Here is a 19,843-nt window from a genome sequence, read left to right as displayed (position 1 = left end):
GCATGATCACCGCCCGACAGACGCGGGCCGCGCGCGCGTTGCTTGGTTGGACGCAGGAGACGCTCGCTGAGAAGGCCCTGGTATCGCTGACCGCCTTGAAGCGCCTTGAGTCCGAGAACGACTTCAAGGTGTACGAGACGACACGCGATCAAGTGCGCCGGACCCTTGAGAGCAGCGGTATCGTCTTTCTGTCCTCCGACCAAGGGGAAGGAGTGATGCTTGTTCGTGCGAAGATCGATTCCCCCGGTTTGTCCTAGCCTCTCACGGACCGGCGCGGCGATGCGCCGCGCGCATCACCTGATGCCTTCGTGCGCTCGCGCATTCACCTGCCAGCCTATACTGCTGACAATGATCCAGACGCTGCGATGACTGGCTGCGGGAGATCGGCGTGACACAAGAAGCGTTTCTGGACCAGCCACCAGAGAGCCAAGAGCTCACCAGGTACGATCGCGAGCACATGACGCTCTATATCCGCCTGCTTGACGCGGCGGCGGACGGTGCCGACTGGCACGAGGCGGTCTCGATCCTTTTTGGTTTAGATGCTGACCTCGAACCCGAACGATCCCGCCGCGTCTACGACACCCATCTTGCCCGCGCCCGCTGGATGACAGAGCACGGCTACCGCAAGCTTGTTCGCGAGGGCCGTCACTAACTCGACCGCGATGCCGCGCCCGCATCGCGCGTTGTCCACTCGAGGGCTTCCCGAGGTCTTTCCATCCGGCAATCGTGTCGCTCCCAGCATGTACGAGACATGCACGCTCGGAGGACACTATGCGGCCGGACACATCACAGTGGCGATCCTCTTCGACGTACGACTATCTCGACGACCTCGTCGCCGCGGATCTCGCCTGGGAATGGTTGCGCCGCAACGCCGACTATCAGCGCGACTACGCTGAAGTCGAACACCCCGACGCGGACCGTGAGCGCCTGACGAACATGGTGCGAATGCGCTGGGGGCTGCGATTTCCCTGTCGACCCAACTTTCAGTGCCATCGAGACGGCAGCGTTCTGGGCGCCGGGAGTCGATCCGGGCACAGTCATGCTCACAGCGATCCCGCCATTGCCATTGCCGGGCTTGGAAGGCTTTGCACCACCTGATCTCGATTCCCGCAACGCGCAGTTAGGCCCGGAGGGGCTGAGCATTGTGCACGGCGAGGGTGCCGCCGCCATCCGCCTTCTGTTGCTTGGCGATGCGCGGCCCGATCAGCCGCTGGCGGCCCTTGTTCCGCTTGACGCCGACGGCCTCGATCGCATCGAGGCCGTCACGCAGCTCTGGCGCGCACTGCATGGCCGTCGCGTTTTCCCCGATACCCGTCTGACGGCACAGCAACGCCGAAGGCTGCGCCACATGCTGCAGGCCGTCGACGGCAGCATGAACGGCGCGAGTTACCGCGAGATCGCAAACGTCATCTACGGCGCGCCGCGCGTCGAAGCAGATTCCTGGAAGACCTCGGCGCTTCGAGACAGCACCATAGACCTCGTCAAGGACGGCCGCGCCATGATCGCCGGCGGCTATCGCAAGCTTTTGCACCATCGCCGGAAGTCCTGACACGCTTCGCGCCACGACTGGGGTGCGAATTTAGCTCACCCTTCTTCGCCATCCCCCCTCGCGGCTCCTCTCCGCCACCGTGACCTTCGTCCGCCGCTGATCGCCAGCGGCCTCAATGAACCCACGGAGGCACGATCATGTCCGCCAACCTCACCGGCTTGCCGCCGCGCTTTCTTCGTACTCCCGAAGCCGCCCGGTTCTTGGGTCTGTCCGGCCGCACGCTGGAGAAACACAGGACCTACGGGACCGGCCCATCCTATCGAAAGCTCGGCGGGCGCGTCGTCTACGCGATCGACGACCTGCAGGCCTGGGCGGACCGGGGCGCCGTTACTTCGACCTCCGATCCCCGCGGCACTGTTCTTCCCGCAAAGCGCCATGAGGCCGTGACGCCTGTCTTTGCCGGCCGTCACGCCCGCTGACCGTCGCGCCGGTTTCCTCAATGCTGGTGCGCCGTCGCCCCCTGTCGGAACGCGGACAACTCGAACTGTTCCGTGCGCGCGGCAGCGATCTCGCACCCCGAGACACGCAGGATCTCATGGCCTATCCGTTCTTCAGCCTCTTCAAATCCCATCGGATACAGCCCATCGACTTCTCCGCGGGGGACGTTGTCATCCGCGTCGAAGCCGTGCCCGAACATGGTATGGCGACCATCTGGGACGCGGATATCCTGATCTGGGCCGCAAGCCAGATCGTCGCGGCGCGCGACGCCGGACTGCGCACGTCGCGCCTCATGGCGGCGACGCCCTACGAAATTCTCACCTTCATCGGACGCGGCGTCGGCGCTCGCGACTACCAGCGCCTGAAGGCGGCGCTCGACCGCTTGCAATCGACAACGGTGGCGACGACCATCCGCCAGCCCGCGCAGGGTCGTCGGCACCGCTTCTCCTGGATCAACGAGTGGGTCGAGCGCACGGATCGGCGCGGGCGCCCCGCCGGAATCGAGTTGATCGTCCCCGACTGGTTCTACCAGGCGGTCCTGGACGATGCGCTCGTACTCACCATCGACCGCGATTACTTTTCGCTGACGGGCGGGCTCGACCGCTGGTCTATCGGCTCGTGCGCAAGCATGGCGGCCGACAGCGCGCCGGCTGGCGCTTCGACTTCCGCCATCTCTACCTGAAGTCCGGTAGCCTCTCACCGTTCAAACGGTTTGCCTTCGAGCTGCGCGACATCGTCAGACGCCAGCCGCTGCCCGGGTACACCCTGTTCATCGAGGTCGAAATCAACGGCCGCGTGCTGCTCTCCTTTGAGCCGTCTCCCCATGGAAGACCTGTGGACGGCCTCGTGCTATCGGGAACCCGCACTATCGTGCCATCGGGAACCCGAGGCTCGTGCTATCGGGAACCCAAACCGGGGTTAACCGACTGCGCGGCAAGCGAAAATCGCGCCCTTAACTTAGAATCTAACACAGAATCTAACTCTCTTAGCGCGCCTGGCATCGTTGAAAGCTCTGCCGACGGCGGCAAGCGCAACGAAACACAGACGCTTCAGCCCCCGATCTTCCCGCATACGTCTTTCGGTAAATCCGGCGTTCCGACACCTGAACTTCCCCTCCAACCTAAGCCGCGAGGGGCAAAATGATCGTAGCGCTCCTCAATCAGAAAGGCGGCGTCGGCAAGACGACGCTGGCGCTGCATCTCGCCGGGCAATGGGCCAGGACGGGAAAGCGCATCACGCTGATCGATGCCGACCCGCAGGGCTCGGCTCTCGATTGGTCGCAGCAGCGCGCCCGGGAAGGTCTGCCACGGCTGTTCGGGGTTGTCGGCCTGGCGCGCGATACACTGCATCGCGAGGCGCCCGAACTGGCCCGTGGTGCCGACCATATCGTCATCGATGGGCCGCCCCGTGTCGCCGCGCTGATGCGCTCGGCGCTGCTCGCGGCCGATCTTGCGCTTGTCCCGGTTCAGCCGTCTCCCTTCGATGGCTGGGCGTCGGCCGAGATGCTGGCACTGATCCGAGAGGCGCGGATCTACCGCCCCCAACTTGTCGCTCGCTTCGTGCTCAATCGTTGCGCCACGCGTACCGTCATCGCCCGCGAGACGGCTGAGACCCTGGCCGATCACGATCCGCCGGTGCTCGCCGCGACCATCGGCCAGCGCGTCGCCTTTGCCGATGCCGCACAATCGGGTCGCCTCGTCTTTGAGACAGACGAGGATAGCCCGGCTTCACGCGAGATTGCGGCCTTCGCTGCCGAAGTTGGAAGGATCGCGCCATGAATGGGCGATCCCCGAAGCGCGGCTTCATCGCCCGTCCCGGCACCGCCGAGGACTGGATCAAGGAATCCGGGATAGCGCCGGGTCGAAGCAATGACGGCTCCGCTTTCACCGCCCGGCTGACTATCGACGTCACACCGGAGCTGCGCGGTCGCATCAAGATCGTCGCCTTCCAGCGCGGCCAGACCGTCGCCGACATGCTGCGCGACCTGCTCGCCCGCGAATTTCCCGAGAGCCAAGGAGACACTCCGTGACCCGAAACCAGACGCCTCGTATGCGCAGCGGCCGACAGTCCGGCGTTGCCACACCATCCACAACCCTCGTTGAGCTGACGTGGGTCGAGAAGCGGATTGAGCACTGGATCAGGTTCGGTCGCAAGGCTCACGAGCAGGTTCTCGACCAGCGCCACCGCGTCGTCGGGTTTGCGCCCAACACGACCTTCGCCTTCGTCCGCTGGGCGGCGAACGACTTCGGCACGATCATCTCGCGCATCGACATCCTGCGCGCGGTTCGTGACGGCGAACCGTTCCAGACCCTGCCCTTCGTCAGACCAGGCGGCGACATCCTGCTGAAAGTTGACCGCTGGCCGAAGGTCGAGCGGGTGTTGCAGGCCATCGACGCCATCGAGGCGCTCGGCATCGATCCCGTCGATGTCGCGCCCGACCATTGGCGCCATGTCCACAACCGTCTGAAGGCCGACCAAGAGCCACGCCCCTACACCCGCGAGCAGCACCGCGCCTGGCTTCTTCGCCGGAGGACCGAGCCATGACCCGCTTCGGCTACGTCATGACGACATACTTCGCCGTGCTGGCGATCGGCGGACTGTCCTTCATCCATGTCGCGCCGAGGCTGATCTGGAACGCATCGGCGAGCACCCCGATCGGTCTCTACCGCATCCGCCCGGCCGAGCGGCTTGCTGTAGGCGATCTTGTCGCTGTCGATGCCCCGGAACCACTGGCGAGCTTCCTTGCCGACAACGGTTACCTGCCGCGCGGTGTGCCGCTGATGAAGCGCATCGCCGGCCTTCCCGGACAGGAAGTCTGTCGCAATGGCCTCGCCATCACCGTCGATGGAATCGAGATTGGCAGGGCGCTCGAACGCGATCACCTCGCCCGCCCACTGCCGGTCTGGCAGGGCTGCCGGCGCATGGGCGGCGGCGAAGTCTTCCTCATGAATGCGCAAGTCCACGACAGTCTCGATGGTCGCTACTTCGGGCCGATTGCGACCAGCTTGATCATCGGCGGCGCCACCCCGCTGTGGACCAAGCAGGACGGGACCCGCGCCTACGAATGGCGGGCTCCAAGTCACTGATCGCGCCCGAACCTTCAAACGCCCATCGCAGAAAGGAGCAATGAAATGTCACAGATCGGAGAGTTCACCCGCTCGAAGTCCGGATATTCCGGCCGCGTCCGCACGCTCACCCTCGACGTGCAACTCGCCCTCGTTCCAGCCGAGCCCTCGGACGCCGAAAAGGCGCCGGATTATCGCATCCAGATGGGCGAGGATGGTGACGGACCAGAGGTTAGTGCAGGCTGGAAGCGAACCGGAGACAAGGCCGGCGAATACGTCTCGCTGCTGATCGACGATCCCGTCTTCGCGCAGCCGATCCGGGCAAACCTCTTCCGGTCCGATGCCGACAATGCGTCATGGTCGCTGCACTGGAACCGTTCGCCCAAACGCAGCGAACGGGAGTGAGGCCATGCCGATCTCCCGCTGTCGCTTCACCGCCGGCCTTCCCAAGGTCGCCCGCCGTAGCACATTCCTTCTCCTTTCCGGGCTTCTTTCGGTCGCTGCCTTGCCGACCGCTACAGTCGCGCAGAATGCGCCGATCGAACGGACGGCGGCAGGCGACCCCTACGCTGCTATCATCGCCGAGGCGTCGCGGCGTTTCGGCATTCCAAAGACCTGGATACGCGCGGTCATGCGTGCCGAAAGCCATAGCGACGTCCGGGCGATCTCGCCCGCGGGCGCCATGGGGCTGATGCAGATCATGCCCGACACATGGGCGGACCTTCGGCTTCGCCATCGTCTCGGCGGCGATCCCTACAGTCCGCGCGACAACATCCTGGCGGGCACGGCATATCTGCGCGAGATGCACGACCGCTACGGTTCGCCGGGCTTCCTCGCCGCCTATAACGCTGGCCCCGGCCGCTACGAGGAATACCTCGCCGGCCGCCGTGCGCTACCAGCCGAAACCCGCGCCTACGTCGCTGCACTCGCGCCGCTTGTCGGAGGCGGAAAAATCGATCGCCCTTTCGTCGTAGCCGGGGCCGTCGAGCGCAATAACTGGACGCGCGCACCGCTGTTCGCCCCCCAGTCCGATCACACGCCGGCTGTCGATCCCGCACCGCGCGATGGCCAGCCCGATGACGCCCCGGCGGCAACTCCCGTGCACGATCTCTCCGCCATCTCACCCCTGTCGGATGGCCTGTTCATCGTCCACCTCGGCTCTGGAGACCCGCAATGACGAGTTTAGCAGGATCACGCAGAGTGGCGTGGAATGGCGGAGGGTGGAGGGAATTGGAGGAGTGGCGCGGAAACACGAGCGCAAGCGTCCGGAGCTTGCACGTGAGGTCAGGTCTTGACAGGAACTTGGGCTTTCCAGTTCCAGGGGATGAGTTCATCCAACCGATGGACCGGGTATCCATCGACCATTCGGCTGAGCACATCGCGCAGCCAGGCGTAGGGCTCGACGTCGTTAAGTTTGCAGGTTTCGATCAGCGAACACAGCACCGCCCATCGATGGCCGCCGCCGTCGCTGCCCGCGAAGAGGTGGTTCTTGCGACCGAGACTGACCGGACGGATCGCGCGCTCGACAGGGTTGGTGTCGAGCTCGATGCGACCGTCTTGCAGAAAGCGGGTCAGTCCGTCCCAGCGCGAAAGCGCGTAGCGAACCGCCACGGCGAGCGTGCTGCGTCCCGACAAAAGCGGAAGCTGTGTTTCGAGCCATACCCGCATGGCATCGACAATGGGTTTCAAGCGGCTGCGCCGAGACGCCAGCCGGTGCACCGGCGATTGACCGCGAACATCGGCTTCTACTGCATAGAGTTCGCCGATCCGTCGCAGGGCTTCCATCGCTATCGGCGCGTTGGTGGCCTGCGACACATCAAAGAATTTGCGCCTGGTATGGGCCCAACAGGCAGCAAGAACTATGTCTCCCTTGACGGTGAGCTGCTCGAAGCCGGCATAGCCGTCGACATGCAGCACGCCCTTGAAGTGCTCGAGATGCGAGACGGGACGCTCGGCTTTGCGGTCCGGCGCAAACAGATAGACTGCGGCCGGCGGCTCCGGTCCGCCCCATGGCCTCTGCTCGCGGGCATAGACCCAAAGCCTGCCGGTCTTGGTGCGGCCGCGGCCAGGATCAAGCACCGGAACCGGTGTGTCGTCGGCAAAGAGATAGTTGGAGGCGAACACGCTTTTGGCAAGCCGCTCGTGCAGCGCTTCGAGCCACCAGCAGGCGCCGCCAACCCATCCGGCGAGTGTCGAGCGCGGAAGATCGACACCGCTGCGGGCGAATATCTGCGATTGTCGGTAGAGCGGGGCATGGTCGCAATATTTGCTGACCAACACCTGCGCCAGCAGCGCCGGCGTGGCCATGCCGCCGGCGATCAGCCGCTCCGGGGCCGGCACTTGCACAACCGTCTCGCAGGTCCGGCAAGCATATTTGGGTCGCGTCGTCCTGATCACGCGAAGCTGCGCTGGTACCCAATCCAGCATCTCGCTCACGCTTTCGCCGATGCTATGCAGCGCGCCGCCGCAGCCCGTGCAGACTGTGCTGCCGACATCAAGCAGGACGTCCTCGCGCGGCAGATGATCGGGCAGCGACTTGCGATGGGACTGCCGCTCGGCCGACAGCCTGCCAACGAACGGACGGCTCTCCTGGATGCGAGCAACATCGGCGTCGAGGTCTTCCAGCGCGAGCGCGAGCTGGTCGGGATCAAGCTGCTCGGAACTGCGGCCGAACTGCGCCCGCTGGAGCTTTTTGATGATCGACTGAAGCCGCTCGATCTCGCCGTCGCGGCTCTCGACCGCTGCCGCCATGTCGCGCACGAGACGCTGCAAAAGCTGCGGGTCGGAAGGCAGATTCGCTATGTCGATCAACATGACCGAATCTATCACAAACAGCCCCAAAACCCAAGGATTCCGGGCCTGTTTGGGCCAGTCGACGAGCGGATTTCAGCCAGCCAGGGCTGGCCTCCAAACACGCTCGGGAGCGCGCCAGTCGATGCCTTCGATCAGCATCGCAAGCTGCGCCGGCGTCAGCGTGATCGAGCCATCGAAGCCTGCCATCACCGGCCACGCGAAGCTGCCCTGATCGAGCCGTTTTGTGAACAGGCACAGGCCGTTTCCATCCCAAAACAGGATTTTCAGCATCGACGCCTTCTTGCCCCGGAAGGCGAACAGATGGCCCGAGAACGGATCCTGCTTCAGCGTTTGCTGCACCAGCATGGCGAGCCCGTCGAGACCTTTGCGCATGTCGGTGTAACCCAGAGCCAGATGCACTTTCACACCTGCCGGAACGATCATCATGGTGTCGCTCCTTCGATTGCGACGCGTTGTCGAACGGCGTCCGGATCGCTGCCAGTAGGTGCGAAGACGCGCCGGCCGTCAGCCAGATCGATCGCCGTCATTCCATCGGGCGGCTGCACGAGGTCACGCAGCAGAAGTGTCGCTGGCGTGCCCTCAGTCAGCGCGACGGGCGCAAGCTTCGCGCGCTTCTTCTGCGCCACGCCGAACTGCACGCGCCAGCGGAACAGCATGCCGGTGACAATCCCGTGCTTGCGCGCGACCTGCGAGACGCTGACACCAGGCTGGTCACTCTCCAGTGCGATGGCATGCTTTTCCGCGTCGCTGAAGAAGCGCCGCGCAGGCTGCCGGCGCGCGCCAGGTTCATCCTTCGGATCCGCCGTCAAGCTCGATTCCGGCGGCGTTCCGCTAGCACTAGTGCTAACGGCCGGACGGGCGGAGGGATGAAGATGGGCCCGCCAGTCGATTTCGACCTCGCCGTCGTCCAGCCGGTCACGCCATTTGCGCAGGCTCGTCGGCGAAAGATGCAGCGCCGCGGCATATTCGCGAACACCCATGCCGCTCCAGTTCATCGCCTCGACATGCATCGCCCAGTACGCCTGGACAGCACGGTTGCGCACATCCGTGCTCACCGCAAAGCGCAGTCGAGCACGCTTCTTTCGCCGTTTGGCTTGCGCTTCCAGGCGCTTCTGACGGCGCAATTCGGCCTGATATTCCGCATGCTTACGGGCAGCGTCCTTGCCAGCAAAGTACTTCAGCCAGCGGTCGAGTGTGTCCCTCGTCAGGCGATGCTGACGGCAATATGCTGTCCGCGTCAGACCGCTACGCTGCCACGCCTCGACGTGAACAACCCACCAGGATTGCCGCGCCTCGTTCTCGAAATGTCTCAAATTCACCGGAGATCCTCCATGCTACGAAGGAGCCCGACATGTCGCACGAATGCACTACTCAATCTGGGTGCAGGGACCGGACGCTTACACACGAGCATAGGACGGCAAGATAAAAGAGGCTCGCCGGACGTCAGCCAAGCCATTGATATGGCTTGGTTTCCGGCGTGCCTATCGGTCGGGGGGCGTGCCGCGCTTGAGGATTTTGTCAACGATTTCAAAGTGGTTTCCGGCACTGTACGGCTAACGCTGTTGGCGGGGTAGCGATGAGCGAGGGTGACAGCGATTTTCGCCTTCGGCCAGGACGCATCCGCGGCACGCGCGCGCCGAAGGCGAAGAGCTTCGTCAACCAGGTGCTACGAGCCGCCAAGCGGGCCGGTCACGCCGATGGCGTGTCCAGGTCGGAGCCGAGGAGCGGCTGCTCGCGACCTCTGGGCCGCTCCAGTTTCGGCCGCGGCCGGATCAACTTCAGCCGGAACCGGCTTTTCTCTCCCAGTCGACGTGTCGTGGTCGCCGCGCGGATTGCGAGGCATTCGGGCAAGGCGTTTCGCTCCGCCCCGTTGTCCACACATCTCTCCTACTTGAAGCGCGACGGCGTCACCCGTGATGGCGAAAAGGCAGGGATGTTCGATGCCAGCGGCGACCTCGCCGATGACTTGGCCTTCGCTGAACGCTCGAAGGATGACCGTCATCACTTCCGCTTCATCGTCTCGCCAGAGGACGCCGGCGAGATGACCGACCTTCGCGCCTTCACGCGCGACCTCGCGAAGCAGATGGAAGCCGACCTTGGCTCCCGGCTCGATTGGGTCGCGGTCGATCACTGGAACACCGACAACCCGCACGTCCACCTGTTGGTGCGTGGGGTCGACGACACCGGCGCGGATCTCGTCATCTCGCGCGACTACATCAGCCGTGGCCTTCGCTCCCGAGCTGAGGAATTGGTGTCGATCGAACTCGGGCCCCGACCAGAGCACGAAATCCGCACCGCATTGGAGAAGCAGATTAGCGCCGAGCGCTGGACACGGCTCGATGTGGAAATCCGCATCGCCGCGGACGAGACCGGGTATATCGACTTGCGCCCGCAAGCGACTGGCGCCACCGATGCCGATAGCCGTCGCCTGATGACCGGCCGGGTCCAGCATCTGCAGAAGATGGGCCTCGCCACCCCGGTCGGTCCGGGCGAATGGATGGTAGGACTTGATGCCGAGCGCTCGCTGCGAGAGCTCGGCATGCGCGGCGATATCATCAAGACGATGCACCAAGCCTTCACCGAGCGCGGACAGGAGCGCGGCGTCGCCGACTATGTGATCGACGCTGGCGCGACAGGCGCGCTCATCATCGGTCGGCTGGTAGACAAGGGTCTTCAGAATGAGCTGACCGGTGAGGCCTACGCCCTGATCGACGCCACCGACGGCCGCGCGCACCACGTCCGCTTCCGCGGCATCGAAGCGTTCGAGCACTCACCACCTATCGGCGGCATCGTCGAGGTGCGCCGCTTCGGTAGTCCGGAGGACGAACGGCCGACGCTCGTCCTGGCCAATCGCTCGGACTTCGATCTGAACCGCCAGATCACAGCGCCGGGCGCGACATGGCTCGATCATCGCCTTGTCGAGCGCGAACCCATGCCGCTTGCGATGAGCGGGTTCGGCCGTGAGGTTCGCGACGCCATGACGGCCCGTGGGGACCATCTCCTCGATGAAGGGCTCGCCCGCCGACAAGGCCAGCGCGTCATCCTGCAGCGCGACCTTCTCAATACTCTGAGACGCCGCGAGTTGGACGCCGCCGCGGCGCGGCTCTCGGCAGAACTTGGCCAGCCTTACCTGATGGCGGCCGCCGGCGAGCATGTCGCAGGCGTTTACCGTCAGCGCCTCACGCTCACGTCAGGCCGCTTCGCCATGATCGACAATGGCCTCGGCTTCCAACTCGTGCCGTGGGCGCCGCCACTCGAGACGAAACTCGGTCAGAGCATCGCCGGCATTGCCAAGGATGGAGGCGGTATCGAATGGAGCTTCGGCCGGAAACGGGGGCTTGGATTGTAGTTAGCACCCTGAAGGCGGAACCCGGCCATGCACTGTCGCCAGCGGCACGGATGGCTTCAACAATACTGGGCGGCAGTCGTTGTCCGATCACGGTCCGTCGCCGACACCCGGAGCATGTGCGCAACCGTCTCCGCAACGGCTGGGCCAGCGCGCCCTGCGACCGGATCACGTCGCCGGCCCGTCTTTACGCTGCGGCGTCCTTTTACCGCCCGGCCGATTGGGCGCCCTTCCCCCATTGTTCTGAATGAGTATTTTGCCGAACTCTCGCAAATTGCCACGCGCGTGACACAGCACATGCTCAAGCCGCGCATTTACCCAAAGACATTGAGGATGGAGATACGATGATCACGGCGCACCTTCTCGACATGGACGGGGTTCTGGTCCGCGGCGGCCAACCGATTGCAGGCTCGATCGACTATGTCGCGGCGCTGGTTGCTACTGGCAAGCCGTTTCAAATCTTCACAAACAACTCTCGCTTTACGCCAGAAGATCATGCCGAGCGTCTCAGGGCGGTTGGCTTCCCCGTATCCCCTGAACACATCTACACCTCGGCACTGGCCACCGCGCGGTTCGTCGAGTTGCAAAAGCCCGGATCATCCGCCTTTGTCATCGGCGATCACGGGCTGGTCGAGGCCCTGAGGTGTGCAGGCTGCCGGATCACGGAATTCGCCCCCGATTTCGTGGTCCTCGGTGACACCACTTCGTACCACTACGAACAGATCGCCACCGGCGCCGAGCTCGTGGCAAAAGGAGCGTGGTTTCTTGCCACCAATCCGGATGCGACCGGCCCGACGGAGCGCGGATTCCATCCGGCGTGCGGCGCGGTTGCATCACTGATCGAGAAGGCTACCGGCCGCCAGCCCTACTTCGTGGGGAAGCCGAACCCGTTCATGATGCGAAGCGCGCTGGACCGCCTCGGAGTAGGTGCGGCCGATACGATTCTGGTCGGCGACAGAATGGATACGGACGTGGTCGCCGGACTGGAATCGGGCCTGAAGACAGCGCTTGTGCTTACTGGTGTGAGCACGCGCGCTGACATGGAGCGGTTTCCATTCAGACCGGATCACGTGATCGAGCGCCTCGCCGATCTCGGCGGGGGCGTCACGATGGAATGACACTCCCAACGGACGGCGCGGAGTGCCTTCCGCAACCAAAGTCGCAAACGAATACAACCACGAGAAGGCCGACAACAGGAGATAGGCGCGCTCAAGACTTCTTGTCCACGCGTTGGCCCGCCGATTTTCCCGCCGAAACAAGACGTCTGGTCGACTATTAAACAGCACGCTTCATAATGCGAGTAGTTCCGCAGCCCTTCGCCGGCGGATGACGGAAACAGGGCCGCCCACCGCAGTCGTCCATCTGCTCTTTTTCCTGTCTATGTTCTCTAGTGTCGCCGGGACTGCGACCTGCGAAGATGACGCCTTGCAATCCGCTGCACTGACCACCGACCTTGATGGCATTGCTGTCGAGGAACCTTCACTTGTCCGCCACGAAAATCCTCTGGGGCCAGATCACTGTCGTCTTCCTGATCGTGCTCGCCACGACCTGGGCGGCGACGCAGTGGACGGCGTGGAGGCTTGGATTCCAGCCACAGCTCGGCGCGTCATGGTTCGAACTGGCGGGCGTCCCGTTCTATTATCCGCCGAGCTTCTTCTGGTGGTGGTACTCCTACGACGCCTATGCGCCGTCGATCTTCGTCGAGGGTGCCTATATCGCAGCCTCCGGCGGCTTCATTTCCATCGCGGTAGCGATCGGCATGTCGGTCTGGCGGGCGCGCGAGGCGAAGAACGTCGAAACCTACGGCTCGGCGCGCTGGGCGAACCCAAACGAGGTCAAGTCCGCCGGTCTGCTCGGCCCTGATGGCGTGGTGCTCGGCAAGCTTGATCGCGACTATCTCCGCCACGATGGACCCGAGCATGTGCTGTGCTTCGCTCCGACGAGAAGCGGCAAGGGTGTCGGCCTCGTCGTGCCATCGCTCCTCACTTGGCCAGGCTCGGCTATCGTCCACGATATCAAAGGCGAAAACTGGCAGCTGACGGCAGGCTTTCGCGCCACGCACGGGCGAGTACTGCTGTTCGACCCCACGAACTCGAAGTCTTCCGCCTACAATCCGCTTCTCGAAGTGCGCCGCGGCGAGTGGGAGGTGCGCGACGTCCAGAACGTCGCCGACGTCCTGGTCGATCCCGAGGGTTCGCTCGAAAAGCGAAATCACTGGGAGAAGACCAGCCATTCCCTGCTCGTCGGCGCGATCCTGCATGTCCTCTACGCCGAGCGTGACAAGACGCTGGCCGGCGTCGCTGGATTCCTGTCGGACCCCAAGCGGCCAATCGAAACGACGCTAGCGGCGATGATGACAACGCCGCATCTGGGACAAGCCGGCCCGCATCCTGTCGTGGCGTCCACCGCACGCGAGCTTTTGAACAAATCGGACAACGAGCGGTCCGGTGTGCTCTCCACCGCCATGTCGTTTCTCGGCCTGTATCGCGATCCGGTCGTCGCCGAGGTGACGAGCCGTTGCGACTGGCGGATCGCCGACATCGTTGCCGATTTAAGACCGGCAACCCTCTACCTCGTCGTGCCGCCGTCAGACATCTCGCGTACGAAGCCGCTCATCCGCCTGGTGCTCAATCAGATCGGCCGGCGTCTGACCGAAGATCTTCATGCGAAGGACCGCCGCCACCGCGTGCTGATGATGCTCGACGAATTCCCGGCGCTGGGCCGGCTCGATTTCTTCGAAAGCGCCTTGGCTTTCATGGCGGGCTACGGCCTGAAGGCCTTCCTCATCGCGCAATCGCTCAATCAGATTGAGAAGGCCTACGGCGCCAACAACTCGATCCTCGACAATTGCCATGTCCGCGTTAGCTTCGCGACCAACGACGAGAGAACGGCCAAGCGTGTCTCAGATGCCCTTGGCACGGCCACCGAAATGAAGGCGATGAGGAACTATGCCGGGCACCGGCTGTCGCCGTGGCTGGGGCATCTGATGGTCTCGCGCTCGGAAACGGCGAGGCCCTTGCTCACCCCCGGAGAGGTCATGCAACTTCCGCCGAGCGAGGAGATCGTCATGGTGGCCGGTTCGCCGCCGATCCGGGCGAACAAAGCGCGCTATTACGAGGACGGGCAGTTCAAGGCGCGCGTGCTTCCGCCGCCCGATCCGGCAAATTGCGGCCGGTCGGTTCGCCTGGACAACTGGTCGGCGAGCGTTCCGCAGAAGCCGCCGCCCGCACTCCCAGCCGACACCGAGAAAGCCGGGCAGGATGCGGCCAATGGTGGCGTGCGCCGCGAACCCGAGCTGCCCGATCACGTCGCCATCGCCAAGGAGACCCCCGGTCTGAGGCCACAGGAAGAGTTCGCCATCATCGAAGACGACGATCCGGAAGACACCGCACGACAGGGCCGCATCCTGCGCCAGCAGATGCGCGGAATCGCGCGCCAAGTCGCGCTCGACCCCGACGATGGCATCGAGATGTGAGCCTGGATCGTGCGCGACCGAATGAACGTCTATTTTCCGCCCGCGATGCTGAGAGAGATCGCCGAGCTTGCCGATCGCAAGAAGCTCTCCCGCTCGGCGATCGTGGAAGCAGCGGTCGCCTCATTCCTCTCGCCGGATGGCGCCGACCGTCGCGAGGCCGCCTTCACCCGTCGGCTGGACCGGCTCTCGCGACAGGTTCAGCGGATGGAGCGAGATATTGGTATCACCGCGGAAACCCTAGCGCTGTTCGTCCGCTTCTGGCTGACAATTACACCGCCCTTGCCTCCCGACGCACAGGCGGCCGCACAGACCAAGGGGCGTGAGCGCTTCGAAGGGTTCGTCGAAGCGCTGGGCCGGCGCCTGCAAAAGGGTCAGAGCTTTCTCAGGGAAATTCCCGACGACATCGGCGGCGTCGCGTCGACTGACGATACCGTCGAGTCGGCCAAGGAAGGCTGATTAGCCACCGCAAAGCGGATGCCCATATTCCAACATCCCGCCGTTTCCCTGTCTTTGCTCGCCAGGCTACGACGCCGCATTGTTGTTGTTGCCAGCTGCCATTTCCTGCCCTTTCTGATCATCCCCAAGCCATGGCCGTCTTTGCGGTCCGTCGGCGAAAAGGGGACGATATGTCGGCTTCTCATCAGCAATCCGAGGCGATCATACGCGGCGCACGCATGCTGCGCACCGCGCTCGGCCCGGCAATAGCCGGATTTCTGGAGGATCCAGAAATCGTCGAGGTGATGCTCAACCCCGACGGGCTGCTCTGGGTCGACCGCCTTTCGCATGGTCTAGCCTTCACGGGCGAGAGGCTGTCGTTTGCCGACGGCGAGCGCATCGTCCGTCTCGTCGCCCATCACGTCGGCGCTGAGGTCCATTCTGGTCGCCCACGCGTCTCGGCCGAGTTGCCCGAAACGGGGGAGCGGTTCGAGGGGCTTCTGCCTCCTGTCGTGGCGGCCCCGACCTTCGCGATCCGCAAGCCAGCCGTCGCCGTCTTCACACTCAGTGACTACGTGGCCTCGGGCATCATGACCGCCGACCAGGCTGAACTCCTGCGCGCAGCCGTTACGGCCCGCAAGAACATCCTCGTCGCCGGCGGCACCTCCACCGGCAAGACCACGCTTACAAACGCGCTGCTGGCCGAGGTGGCCAAAACCGGAGACCGCGTGGTGCTCATCGAGGACACCCGCGAGTTGCAATGCGCCGCGCCCAACCTTGTCGCGCTGCGCACCAAGGACGGCGTCGCTTCGCTCTCCGACCTTGTGCGCTCATCACTTCGCCTTCGCCCCGACCGCATTCCGATCGGCGAGGTCCGCGGCGCCGAGGCGCTGGATCTGCTCAAGGCGTGGGGCACGGGCCATCCTGGCGGGATCGGCACCATTCACGCTGGCAGTGCCCTGGGTGCGCTGCGCCGGATGGATCAGCTCATCCAGGAGGCCGTCGTCACAGTGCCGCGGGCGCTGATCGCGGAGACCATCGGTCTGGTGGCTGTGCTTTCGGGTCGCGGACCGCACCGACGTCTTGCCGAACTCGCCCGCGTCGACGGGCTGGACCGGACCGGCGACTACGCCATCACCCCCGCAACGCTCGATATCTAAGGAGACCGCACATGATCCGCCCTGGCCTCAATATCCGCCGTCACATCGTGACCGCAGCCTTCGTCGGCTACGCCGCGCTGATGCTCCCGGCTGGTGCCCACGCGGCCGGCTCCTCAATGCCCTGGGAAGCACCACTCCAGTCAATCCTTGAATCCGTCGAAGGGCCTGTCGCCAAGATCATGGCGGTCATCATCATCATCGTCACCGGTCTGACACTTGCCTTCGGCGACACCTCGGGCGGTTTCCGTAGGCTGATCCAGATCGTGTTCGGACTGAGCATCGCCTTCGCGGCCAGTTCTTTCTTCCTGTCGTTCTTCTCCTTCGGCGGCGGGGCGCTGATCTGATGGCAAGCATTCTAGAACATGCAGACGTTCCAGGCTTCACCGCCCCCGTCCATCGCGCGCTGACCGACCACATCCTGCTCGGCGGCGCGCCGCGCTCGGTGGCGATCCTGAACGGCACGCTTGCCGCGGCGCTCGGCCTTGGCCTGCGGCTCTGGCTGGTCGGCCTGGTGCTTTGGGCGATTGGCCATTTCGCGGCCGTGTGGGCGGCCAAGCGCGATCCGATGTTCGTCGACGTGGTGCGCCGGCATCTGCGCATCCCCGGCCACTTGAACGTCTAAGCGCGGGATCTGGAAATCGGCCATGATGAACCTTACCGAATATCGGCGCACAACTTCTCGCCTGGCCGACTTCCTGCCTTGGGCGGCGTTGGTCGGCGAAGGCGTTGTCCTCAACAAGGACGGCTCCTTTCAACGAACCGCGCGCTTTCGCGGGCCTGATCTTGAATCTTCGGTGCCCGCCGAGTTGGTCGCCGTCGCCGGACGCCTCAACAATGCATTTCGCCGGCTCGGTTCCGGCTGGGCGATCTTTGTCGAAGCCGCCAGGCTGACTGCACAGCGCTATCCCGAGAGCCGGTTTCCCGAGGCGGCGTCCGCCCTCGTCGACACCGAACGCAAGGCCGAGTTCGAAGAAGAAGGCGCGCACTACGAGTCCAATTATTATCTGACCTTCGTCAATCTGCCGCCAGCCGAGGACGCTGCGCGCGCCGAGGGCTGGCTCTATGAGGGCAAGGCGCAAGCCGGCGTCGACGCCCGCGCAATCCTGCGCGGCTTCGTCGATCGTACCGACCGGATCCTCCAGCTTGTCGAGGGCTTCATGCCCGAATGCGCCTGGCTCGACGACGCCGACACGCTGACCTACCTGCACTCGACGGTCTCGACGAAGCGCCATCGCATCCGAGTGCCCGAGATTCCGATGTATCTCGACGCCCTGCTTGCGGATGAACCGCTGACCGGCGGCCTCGAGCCGCGGCTCGGCAAGGCGCACCTGCGCACTCTCACCATCGTCGGTTTTCCGACCTCGACCACACCTGGCATCCTCGACGAACTGAACCGGCTCGCCTTTCCGTATCGCTGGTCGACCCGCGCAATCCTGCTCGACAAGACCGATGCCACGAAGTTGCTCACGAAAATCCGCAGGCAGTGGTTCGCCAAGCGCAAGTCGATCGCCGCGATCCTCAAGGAGGTGATGACCAACGAGGCGTCGACGCTTGTCGACAGCGATGCGGCCAACAAGGCGGTCGACGCCGATCTCGCGCTGCAGGAACTGGGCTCCGACCTTATCGGGCAAGCCTATGTCACGGCGACCGTCACGGTTTGGGACGACGATCCGGGCATTGCCGAAGAAAAGGTGCGCCTCGTCGAGAAGGTCATCCAGGGCCGCGACTTCACCGCGATAGCCGAGACGATCAACGCGGTAGACGCCTGGCTCGGCTCCCTGCCCGGCCATGCCTACGCCAATGTCCGGCAGCCGCCGGTCTCGACACTCAATCTCGCCCACATGATCCCGCTCTCGGCGGTGTGGGCGGGGCCGGAACGGGACGAGCATTTTGCAGCGCCCCCCCTGCTCTTCGGCAAGACCGAAGGCTCGACCCCGTTCCGGTTTTCTCTTCATGTTGGGGACGTCGGCCACACCCTTGTCGTCGGCCCGACCGGCGCCGGCAAGTCGGTGCTTCTCGCGCTGATGGCCCTGCAGTTTCAACGATACGAACGCGCTCAGGTCTTTGCCTTCGACTTCGGCGGCTCAATTCGCGCAGCGGCGCTCGCGATGGGAGGCGACTGGCATGACCTTGGCGGCGACCTGACGGACGGCGCCGATGCCTCGGTGTCGCTCCAGCCGCTCGCCGGTATCCATCACACCCCAGAGCGCGCATGGGCGGCCGATTGGATCGTGGCCATCCTGATGCGCGAGAGAGTCGTCATCACCCCGGAGGTGAAGGAACATCTCTGGTCCGCGCTCACCTCGCTCGCGTCGGCCCCGCTGGCGGAACGCACGCTGACCGGCATCTCCGTCCTGCTGCAATCATCATCCCTCAAGCAGGCCCTCCGACCCTATTGTGTCGGCGGTCCATATGGACGGCTGCTTGACGCCGAGGCGGAGCGGCTCGGCGAGGCTTCGGTCCAGGCCTTCGAGACCGAAGGGCTGATCGGCACGGGCGCGGCGGCCGCCGTGCTCTCTTATCTGTTCCACCGCATCGAGGACCGTCTCGACGGGCGACCGACGCTGCTGATCGTCGACGAAGGGTGGCTTGCGCTGGACGACGAAGGGTTTGCCGGACAGCTCCGCGAATGGCTGAAGACGCTGCGCAAGAAGAACGCCAGCGTCGTCTTCGCCACGCAGTCGCTCTCCGACATCGACCGCAGCGCGATCGCGCCCGCCATCATCGAGAGCTGCCAGACGCGACTGCTGTTGCCGAACGAGCGGGCGATCGAGCCGCAAATCACGGCCATCTATCGGCGCTTCGGCCTCAACGATCGGCAGATCGATATCCTCGCGCGGGCAACCCCGAAGCGCGACTATTACTGCCAGAGCCGCCGTGGCAACCGGCTGTTCGAGCTGGGTCTCGGCGAAGTGGCCCTCGCCCTCACCGCCACCTCGTCCAAGACCGATCAGGCCGCGATCGAGCGCGTCCTGGCCGAGCACGGCCGCGACGGTTTCGTGCCCGCATGGCTCCGGGCACGCGGCGTCGCGTGGGCGGCCGACCTCATCCCCGATCTTGTCAACCTCAGTCCCCAAACCAAGCCGGAGGCCCAACCATGACCACCCGTTCCCGTTCGCTCATCGCCCGCCTTGCGATGGCTCTCCTCACCGCGCCTATTTCGCTGTCGCCGATGATCACGACAACTGCGTACGCCTTCATCGTTTTCGATCCGACGAACTATGGGCAGAACGTCCTTCAGGCCGCCCGCGCACTGGAGCAGATCACCAACCAGATCACTTCGCTCCAGAACGAGGCGCAGATGCTTATCAACCAGGCCCGCAACCTAGCGAGCCTGCCCTACTCCTCGCTTCAGCAGCTTCAACAGTCGGTCCAGCGGACCCAGGAACTCCTTTCCCAGGCGCAGAACATCGCCTTCGACGTCCAGCAGATCGACCAGGCGTTCCAGGCGACCTACGGCAACGCCTCGCTGTCCGCTTCGGATCAGCAGTTGATCGCTGGCGCCCGCGAGCGTTGGCAGAACACCGTCGGCGGCCTTCAGGACGCCATGCGCGTCCAGGC

23 protein-coding genes and 1 pseudogene are annotated in these 19,843 nt (G+C 64.4%); 21 read left to right on the top strand and 3 right to left on the bottom strand.

Annotated features, from left to right (window positions below; all coding sequences use genetic code 11):
- The first annotated feature begins 2 nt into the window (after positions 1–2).
- From EN943_RS11335 to EN943_RS11280, 12 genes and pseudogenes are all read left to right on the top strand, one after another.
- On the top strand, positions 3–257 hold the full coding sequence (locus tag EN943_RS11335) for a helix-turn-helix transcriptional regulator (RefSeq protein WP_127412684.1): 255 nt from the start codon (positions 3–5) through the stop codon (positions 255–257).
- Positions 258–388: 131 nt separating this feature from the next.
- Positions 389–652 carry a DUF2285 domain-containing protein gene (locus EN943_RS11330; protein ID WP_127412683.1) on the top strand — a complete coding sequence of 88 codons (264 nt, stop codon included), beginning with the start codon at positions 389–391 and terminating at the stop codon, positions 650–652.
- Between the two features lie 119 nt (positions 653–771).
- Positions 772–1,098, top strand: a complete 327-nt coding sequence (locus tag EN943_RS37950) for a DUF6499 domain-containing protein (protein WP_206522745.1) — start codon at positions 772–774, stop codon at positions 1,096–1,098.
- On the top strand, positions 1,040–1,549 hold the full coding sequence (locus tag EN943_RS11320) for a DUF2285 domain-containing protein (protein WP_127412682.1): 510 nt from the start codon (positions 1,040–1,042) through the stop codon (positions 1,547–1,549). Before EN943_RS37950 ends, EN943_RS11320 begins: the two co-directional genes overlap by 59 nt.
- A 137-nt stretch (positions 1,550–1,686) precedes the next feature.
- A complete protein-coding gene (locus tag EN943_RS11315) occupies positions 1,687–1,968 on the top strand; it encodes a helix-turn-helix domain-containing protein (RefSeq protein ID WP_127412681.1) in 282 nt (93 codons plus the stop codon).
- A gap of 20 nt (positions 1,969–1,988) precedes the next feature.
- Positions 1,989–3,130 (top strand): annotated as a pseudogene (locus EN943_RS11310) (replication initiator protein A).
- Complete coding sequence (gene parA, locus EN943_RS11305) at positions 3,127–3,765, top strand: ParA family partition ATPase (RefSeq protein ID WP_127412680.1); 639 nt, start codon at positions 3,127–3,129, stop codon at positions 3,763–3,765. Before EN943_RS11310 ends, parA begins: the two are co-directional and overlap by 4 nt.
- Positions 3,762–4,016 carry a hypothetical protein gene (locus EN943_RS11300; RefSeq protein WP_127412679.1) on the top strand — a complete coding sequence of 85 codons (255 nt, stop codon included), beginning with the start codon at positions 3,762–3,764 and terminating at the stop codon, positions 4,014–4,016. The genes parA and EN943_RS11300 overlap by 4 nt, the downstream gene beginning before the upstream one ends.
- 20 nt (positions 4,017–4,036) lie before the next feature.
- Positions 4,037–4,531: a DUF2840 domain-containing protein gene (locus EN943_RS11295; RefSeq protein ID WP_206522746.1), complete on the top strand. Its 495-nt coding sequence runs from the start codon at positions 4,037–4,039 to the stop codon at positions 4,529–4,531.
- A complete protein-coding gene (locus tag EN943_RS11290; protein ID WP_127412677.1) occupies positions 4,528–5,073 on the top strand; it encodes a S26 family signal peptidase in 546 nt (181 codons plus the stop codon). The genes EN943_RS11295 and EN943_RS11290 overlap by 4 nt, the downstream gene beginning before the upstream one ends.
- Before the next feature lie 45 nt (positions 5,074–5,118).
- Positions 5,119–5,457, top strand: coding sequence for a DUF736 domain-containing protein (locus tag EN943_RS11285; protein ID WP_127412676.1), 339 nt, complete (start codon positions 5,119–5,121; stop codon positions 5,455–5,457).
- Between the two features lie 4 nt (positions 5,458–5,461).
- Positions 5,462–6,229, top strand: coding sequence for a lytic transglycosylase domain-containing protein (locus tag EN943_RS11280; protein ID WP_127412675.1), 768 nt, complete (start codon positions 5,462–5,464; stop codon positions 6,227–6,229).
- 107 nt (positions 6,230–6,336) lie between these two features.
- On the opposite strand, the gene EN943_RS11275 is transcribed toward EN943_RS11280, so the two are convergent.
- From EN943_RS11275 to EN943_RS11265, 3 genes are all read right to left on the bottom strand, one after another.
- On the bottom strand, positions 6,337–7,866 hold the full coding sequence (locus EN943_RS11275; RefSeq protein ID WP_127412674.1) for an IS66 family transposase: 1,530 nt from the start codon (positions 7,864–7,866) through the stop codon (positions 6,337–6,339).
- 72 nt (positions 7,867–7,938) lie between these two features.
- Complete coding sequence (tnpB, locus tag EN943_RS11270) at positions 7,939–8,292, bottom strand: IS66 family insertion sequence element accessory protein TnpB (RefSeq protein ID WP_027035507.1); 354 nt, start codon at positions 8,290–8,292, stop codon at positions 7,939–7,941.
- The gene (locus EN943_RS11265) at positions 8,289–9,185 is read right to left on the bottom strand and encodes a transposase (RefSeq protein WP_127412673.1); all 897 of its coding nucleotides are present in this window, start codon (positions 9,183–9,185) and stop codon (positions 8,289–8,291) included. Before EN943_RS11265 ends, tnpB begins: the two co-directional genes overlap by 4 nt.
- A 257-nt stretch (positions 9,186–9,442) precedes the next feature.
- On the opposite strand from EN943_RS11265, the gene EN943_RS11260 reads away from it, so the two are divergent.
- From EN943_RS11260 to trbJ, 9 genes are all read left to right on the top strand, one after another.
- Positions 9,443–11,215 carry a DUF3363 domain-containing protein gene (locus EN943_RS11260; RefSeq protein WP_127412672.1) on the top strand — a complete coding sequence of 591 codons (1,773 nt, stop codon included), beginning with the start codon at positions 9,443–9,445 and terminating at the stop codon, positions 11,213–11,215.
- Positions 11,216–11,556: 341 nt separating this feature from the next.
- On the top strand, positions 11,557–12,330 hold the full coding sequence (locus EN943_RS11255; protein ID WP_127412671.1) for an HAD-IIA family hydrolase: 774 nt from the start codon (positions 11,557–11,559) through the stop codon (positions 12,328–12,330).
- A gap of 365 nt (positions 12,331–12,695) precedes the next feature.
- A complete protein-coding gene (locus tag EN943_RS11250; protein ID WP_127412670.1) occupies positions 12,696–14,687 on the top strand; it encodes a conjugal transfer protein TraG in 1,992 nt (663 codons plus the stop codon).
- A gap of 9 nt (positions 14,688–14,696) precedes the next feature.
- Positions 14,697–15,143 (top strand): CopG family transcriptional regulator, encoded by a 447-nt coding sequence (locus EN943_RS11245; RefSeq protein WP_127412669.1) that lies wholly within the window; start codon positions 14,697–14,699, stop codon positions 15,141–15,143.
- A gap of 170 nt (positions 15,144–15,313) precedes the next feature.
- Positions 15,314–16,282 (top strand): P-type conjugative transfer ATPase TrbB, encoded by a 969-nt coding sequence (gene trbB, locus EN943_RS11240; RefSeq protein WP_127412668.1) that lies wholly within the window; start codon positions 15,314–15,316, stop codon positions 16,280–16,282.
- An 11-nt stretch (positions 16,283–16,293) separates the two neighbouring features.
- The gene (locus EN943_RS11235; protein ID WP_127412667.1) at positions 16,294–16,626 is read left to right on the top strand and encodes a TrbC/VirB2 family protein; all 333 of its coding nucleotides are present in this window, start codon (positions 16,294–16,296) and stop codon (positions 16,624–16,626) included.
- Positions 16,626–16,904, top strand: coding sequence for a VirB3 family type IV secretion system protein (locus tag EN943_RS11230; protein WP_127412666.1), 279 nt, complete (start codon positions 16,626–16,628; stop codon positions 16,902–16,904). The genes EN943_RS11235 and EN943_RS11230 overlap by 1 nt, the downstream gene beginning before the upstream one ends.
- A 22-nt stretch (positions 16,905–16,926) precedes the next feature.
- Positions 16,927–19,383, top strand: a complete 2,457-nt coding sequence (gene trbE, locus EN943_RS11225) for a conjugal transfer protein TrbE (protein WP_127412665.1) — start codon at positions 16,927–16,929, stop codon at positions 19,381–19,383.
- Positions 19,380–19,843: P-type conjugative transfer protein TrbJ (gene trbJ, locus EN943_RS11220; protein ID WP_127412664.1), on the top strand; the 464-nt coding region annotated here is incomplete at its 3' end. The genes trbE and trbJ, both read left to right, overlap by 4 nt.

Source organism: Mesorhizobium sp. M7A.F.Ca.US.006.01.1.1 (assembly GCF_003997935.1).
GTDB lineage: Bacteria > Pseudomonadota > Alphaproteobacteria > Rhizobiales > Rhizobiaceae > Mesorhizobium.
Note: the sequence above shows the minus strand (reverse complement) of the source record. Positions and strands in the feature narration are given on the sequence as shown.

Bases quoted from the DNA above. Each gene is read 5' to 3' on its own strand.
- EN943_RS11335 (WP_127412684.1), top strand. From the start codon at position 3: ATGATCACCGCCCGACAGACGCGGGCCGCGCGCGCGTTGCTTGGTTGG.
- EN943_RS37950 (WP_206522745.1), top strand. From the start codon at position 772: ATGCGGCCGGACACATCACAGTGGCGATCCTCTTCGACGTACGACTAT.
- EN943_RS11320 (WP_127412682.1), top strand. From the start codon at position 1,040: ATGCTCACAGCGATCCCGCCATTGCCATTGCCGGGCTTGGAAGGCTTT.
- EN943_RS11315 (WP_127412681.1), top strand. From the start codon at position 1,687: ATGTCCGCCAACCTCACCGGCTTGCCGCCGCGCTTTCTTCGTACTCCC.
- parA (WP_127412680.1), top strand. From the start codon at position 3,127: ATGATCGTAGCGCTCCTCAATCAGAAAGGCGGCGTCGGCAAGACGACG.
- EN943_RS11300 (WP_127412679.1), top strand. From the start codon at position 3,762: ATGAATGGGCGATCCCCGAAGCGCGGCTTCATCGCCCGTCCCGGCACC.
- EN943_RS11295 (WP_206522746.1), top strand. From the start codon at position 4,037: ATGCGCAGCGGCCGACAGTCCGGCGTTGCCACACCATCCACAACCCTC.
- EN943_RS11290 (WP_127412677.1), top strand. From the start codon at position 4,528: ATGACCCGCTTCGGCTACGTCATGACGACATACTTCGCCGTGCTGGCG.
- EN943_RS11285 (WP_127412676.1), top strand. From the start codon at position 5,119: ATGTCACAGATCGGAGAGTTCACCCGCTCGAAGTCCGGATATTCCGGC.
- EN943_RS11280 (WP_127412675.1), top strand. From the start codon at position 5,462: ATGCCGATCTCCCGCTGTCGCTTCACCGCCGGCCTTCCCAAGGTCGCC.
- EN943_RS11275 (WP_127412674.1), bottom strand. From the start codon at position 7,866: ATGTTGATCGACATAGCGAATCTGCCTTCCGACCCGCAGCTTTTGCAG.
- tnpB (WP_027035507.1), bottom strand. From the start codon at position 8,292: ATGATGATCGTTCCGGCAGGTGTGAAAGTGCATCTGGCTCTGGGTTAC.
- EN943_RS11260 (WP_127412672.1), top strand. From the start codon at position 9,443: ATGAGCGAGGGTGACAGCGATTTTCGCCTTCGGCCAGGACGCATCCGC.
- EN943_RS11255 (WP_127412671.1), top strand. From the start codon at position 11,557: ATGATCACGGCGCACCTTCTCGACATGGACGGGGTTCTGGTCCGCGGC.
- trbB (WP_127412668.1), top strand. From the start codon at position 15,314: ATGTCGGCTTCTCATCAGCAATCCGAGGCGATCATACGCGGCGCACGC.
- EN943_RS11235 (WP_127412667.1), top strand. From the start codon at position 16,294: ATGATCCGCCCTGGCCTCAATATCCGCCGTCACATCGTGACCGCAGCC.
- EN943_RS11230 (WP_127412666.1), top strand. From the start codon at position 16,626: ATGGCAAGCATTCTAGAACATGCAGACGTTCCAGGCTTCACCGCCCCC.
- trbE (WP_127412665.1), top strand. From the start codon at position 16,927: ATGATGAACCTTACCGAATATCGGCGCACAACTTCTCGCCTGGCCGAC.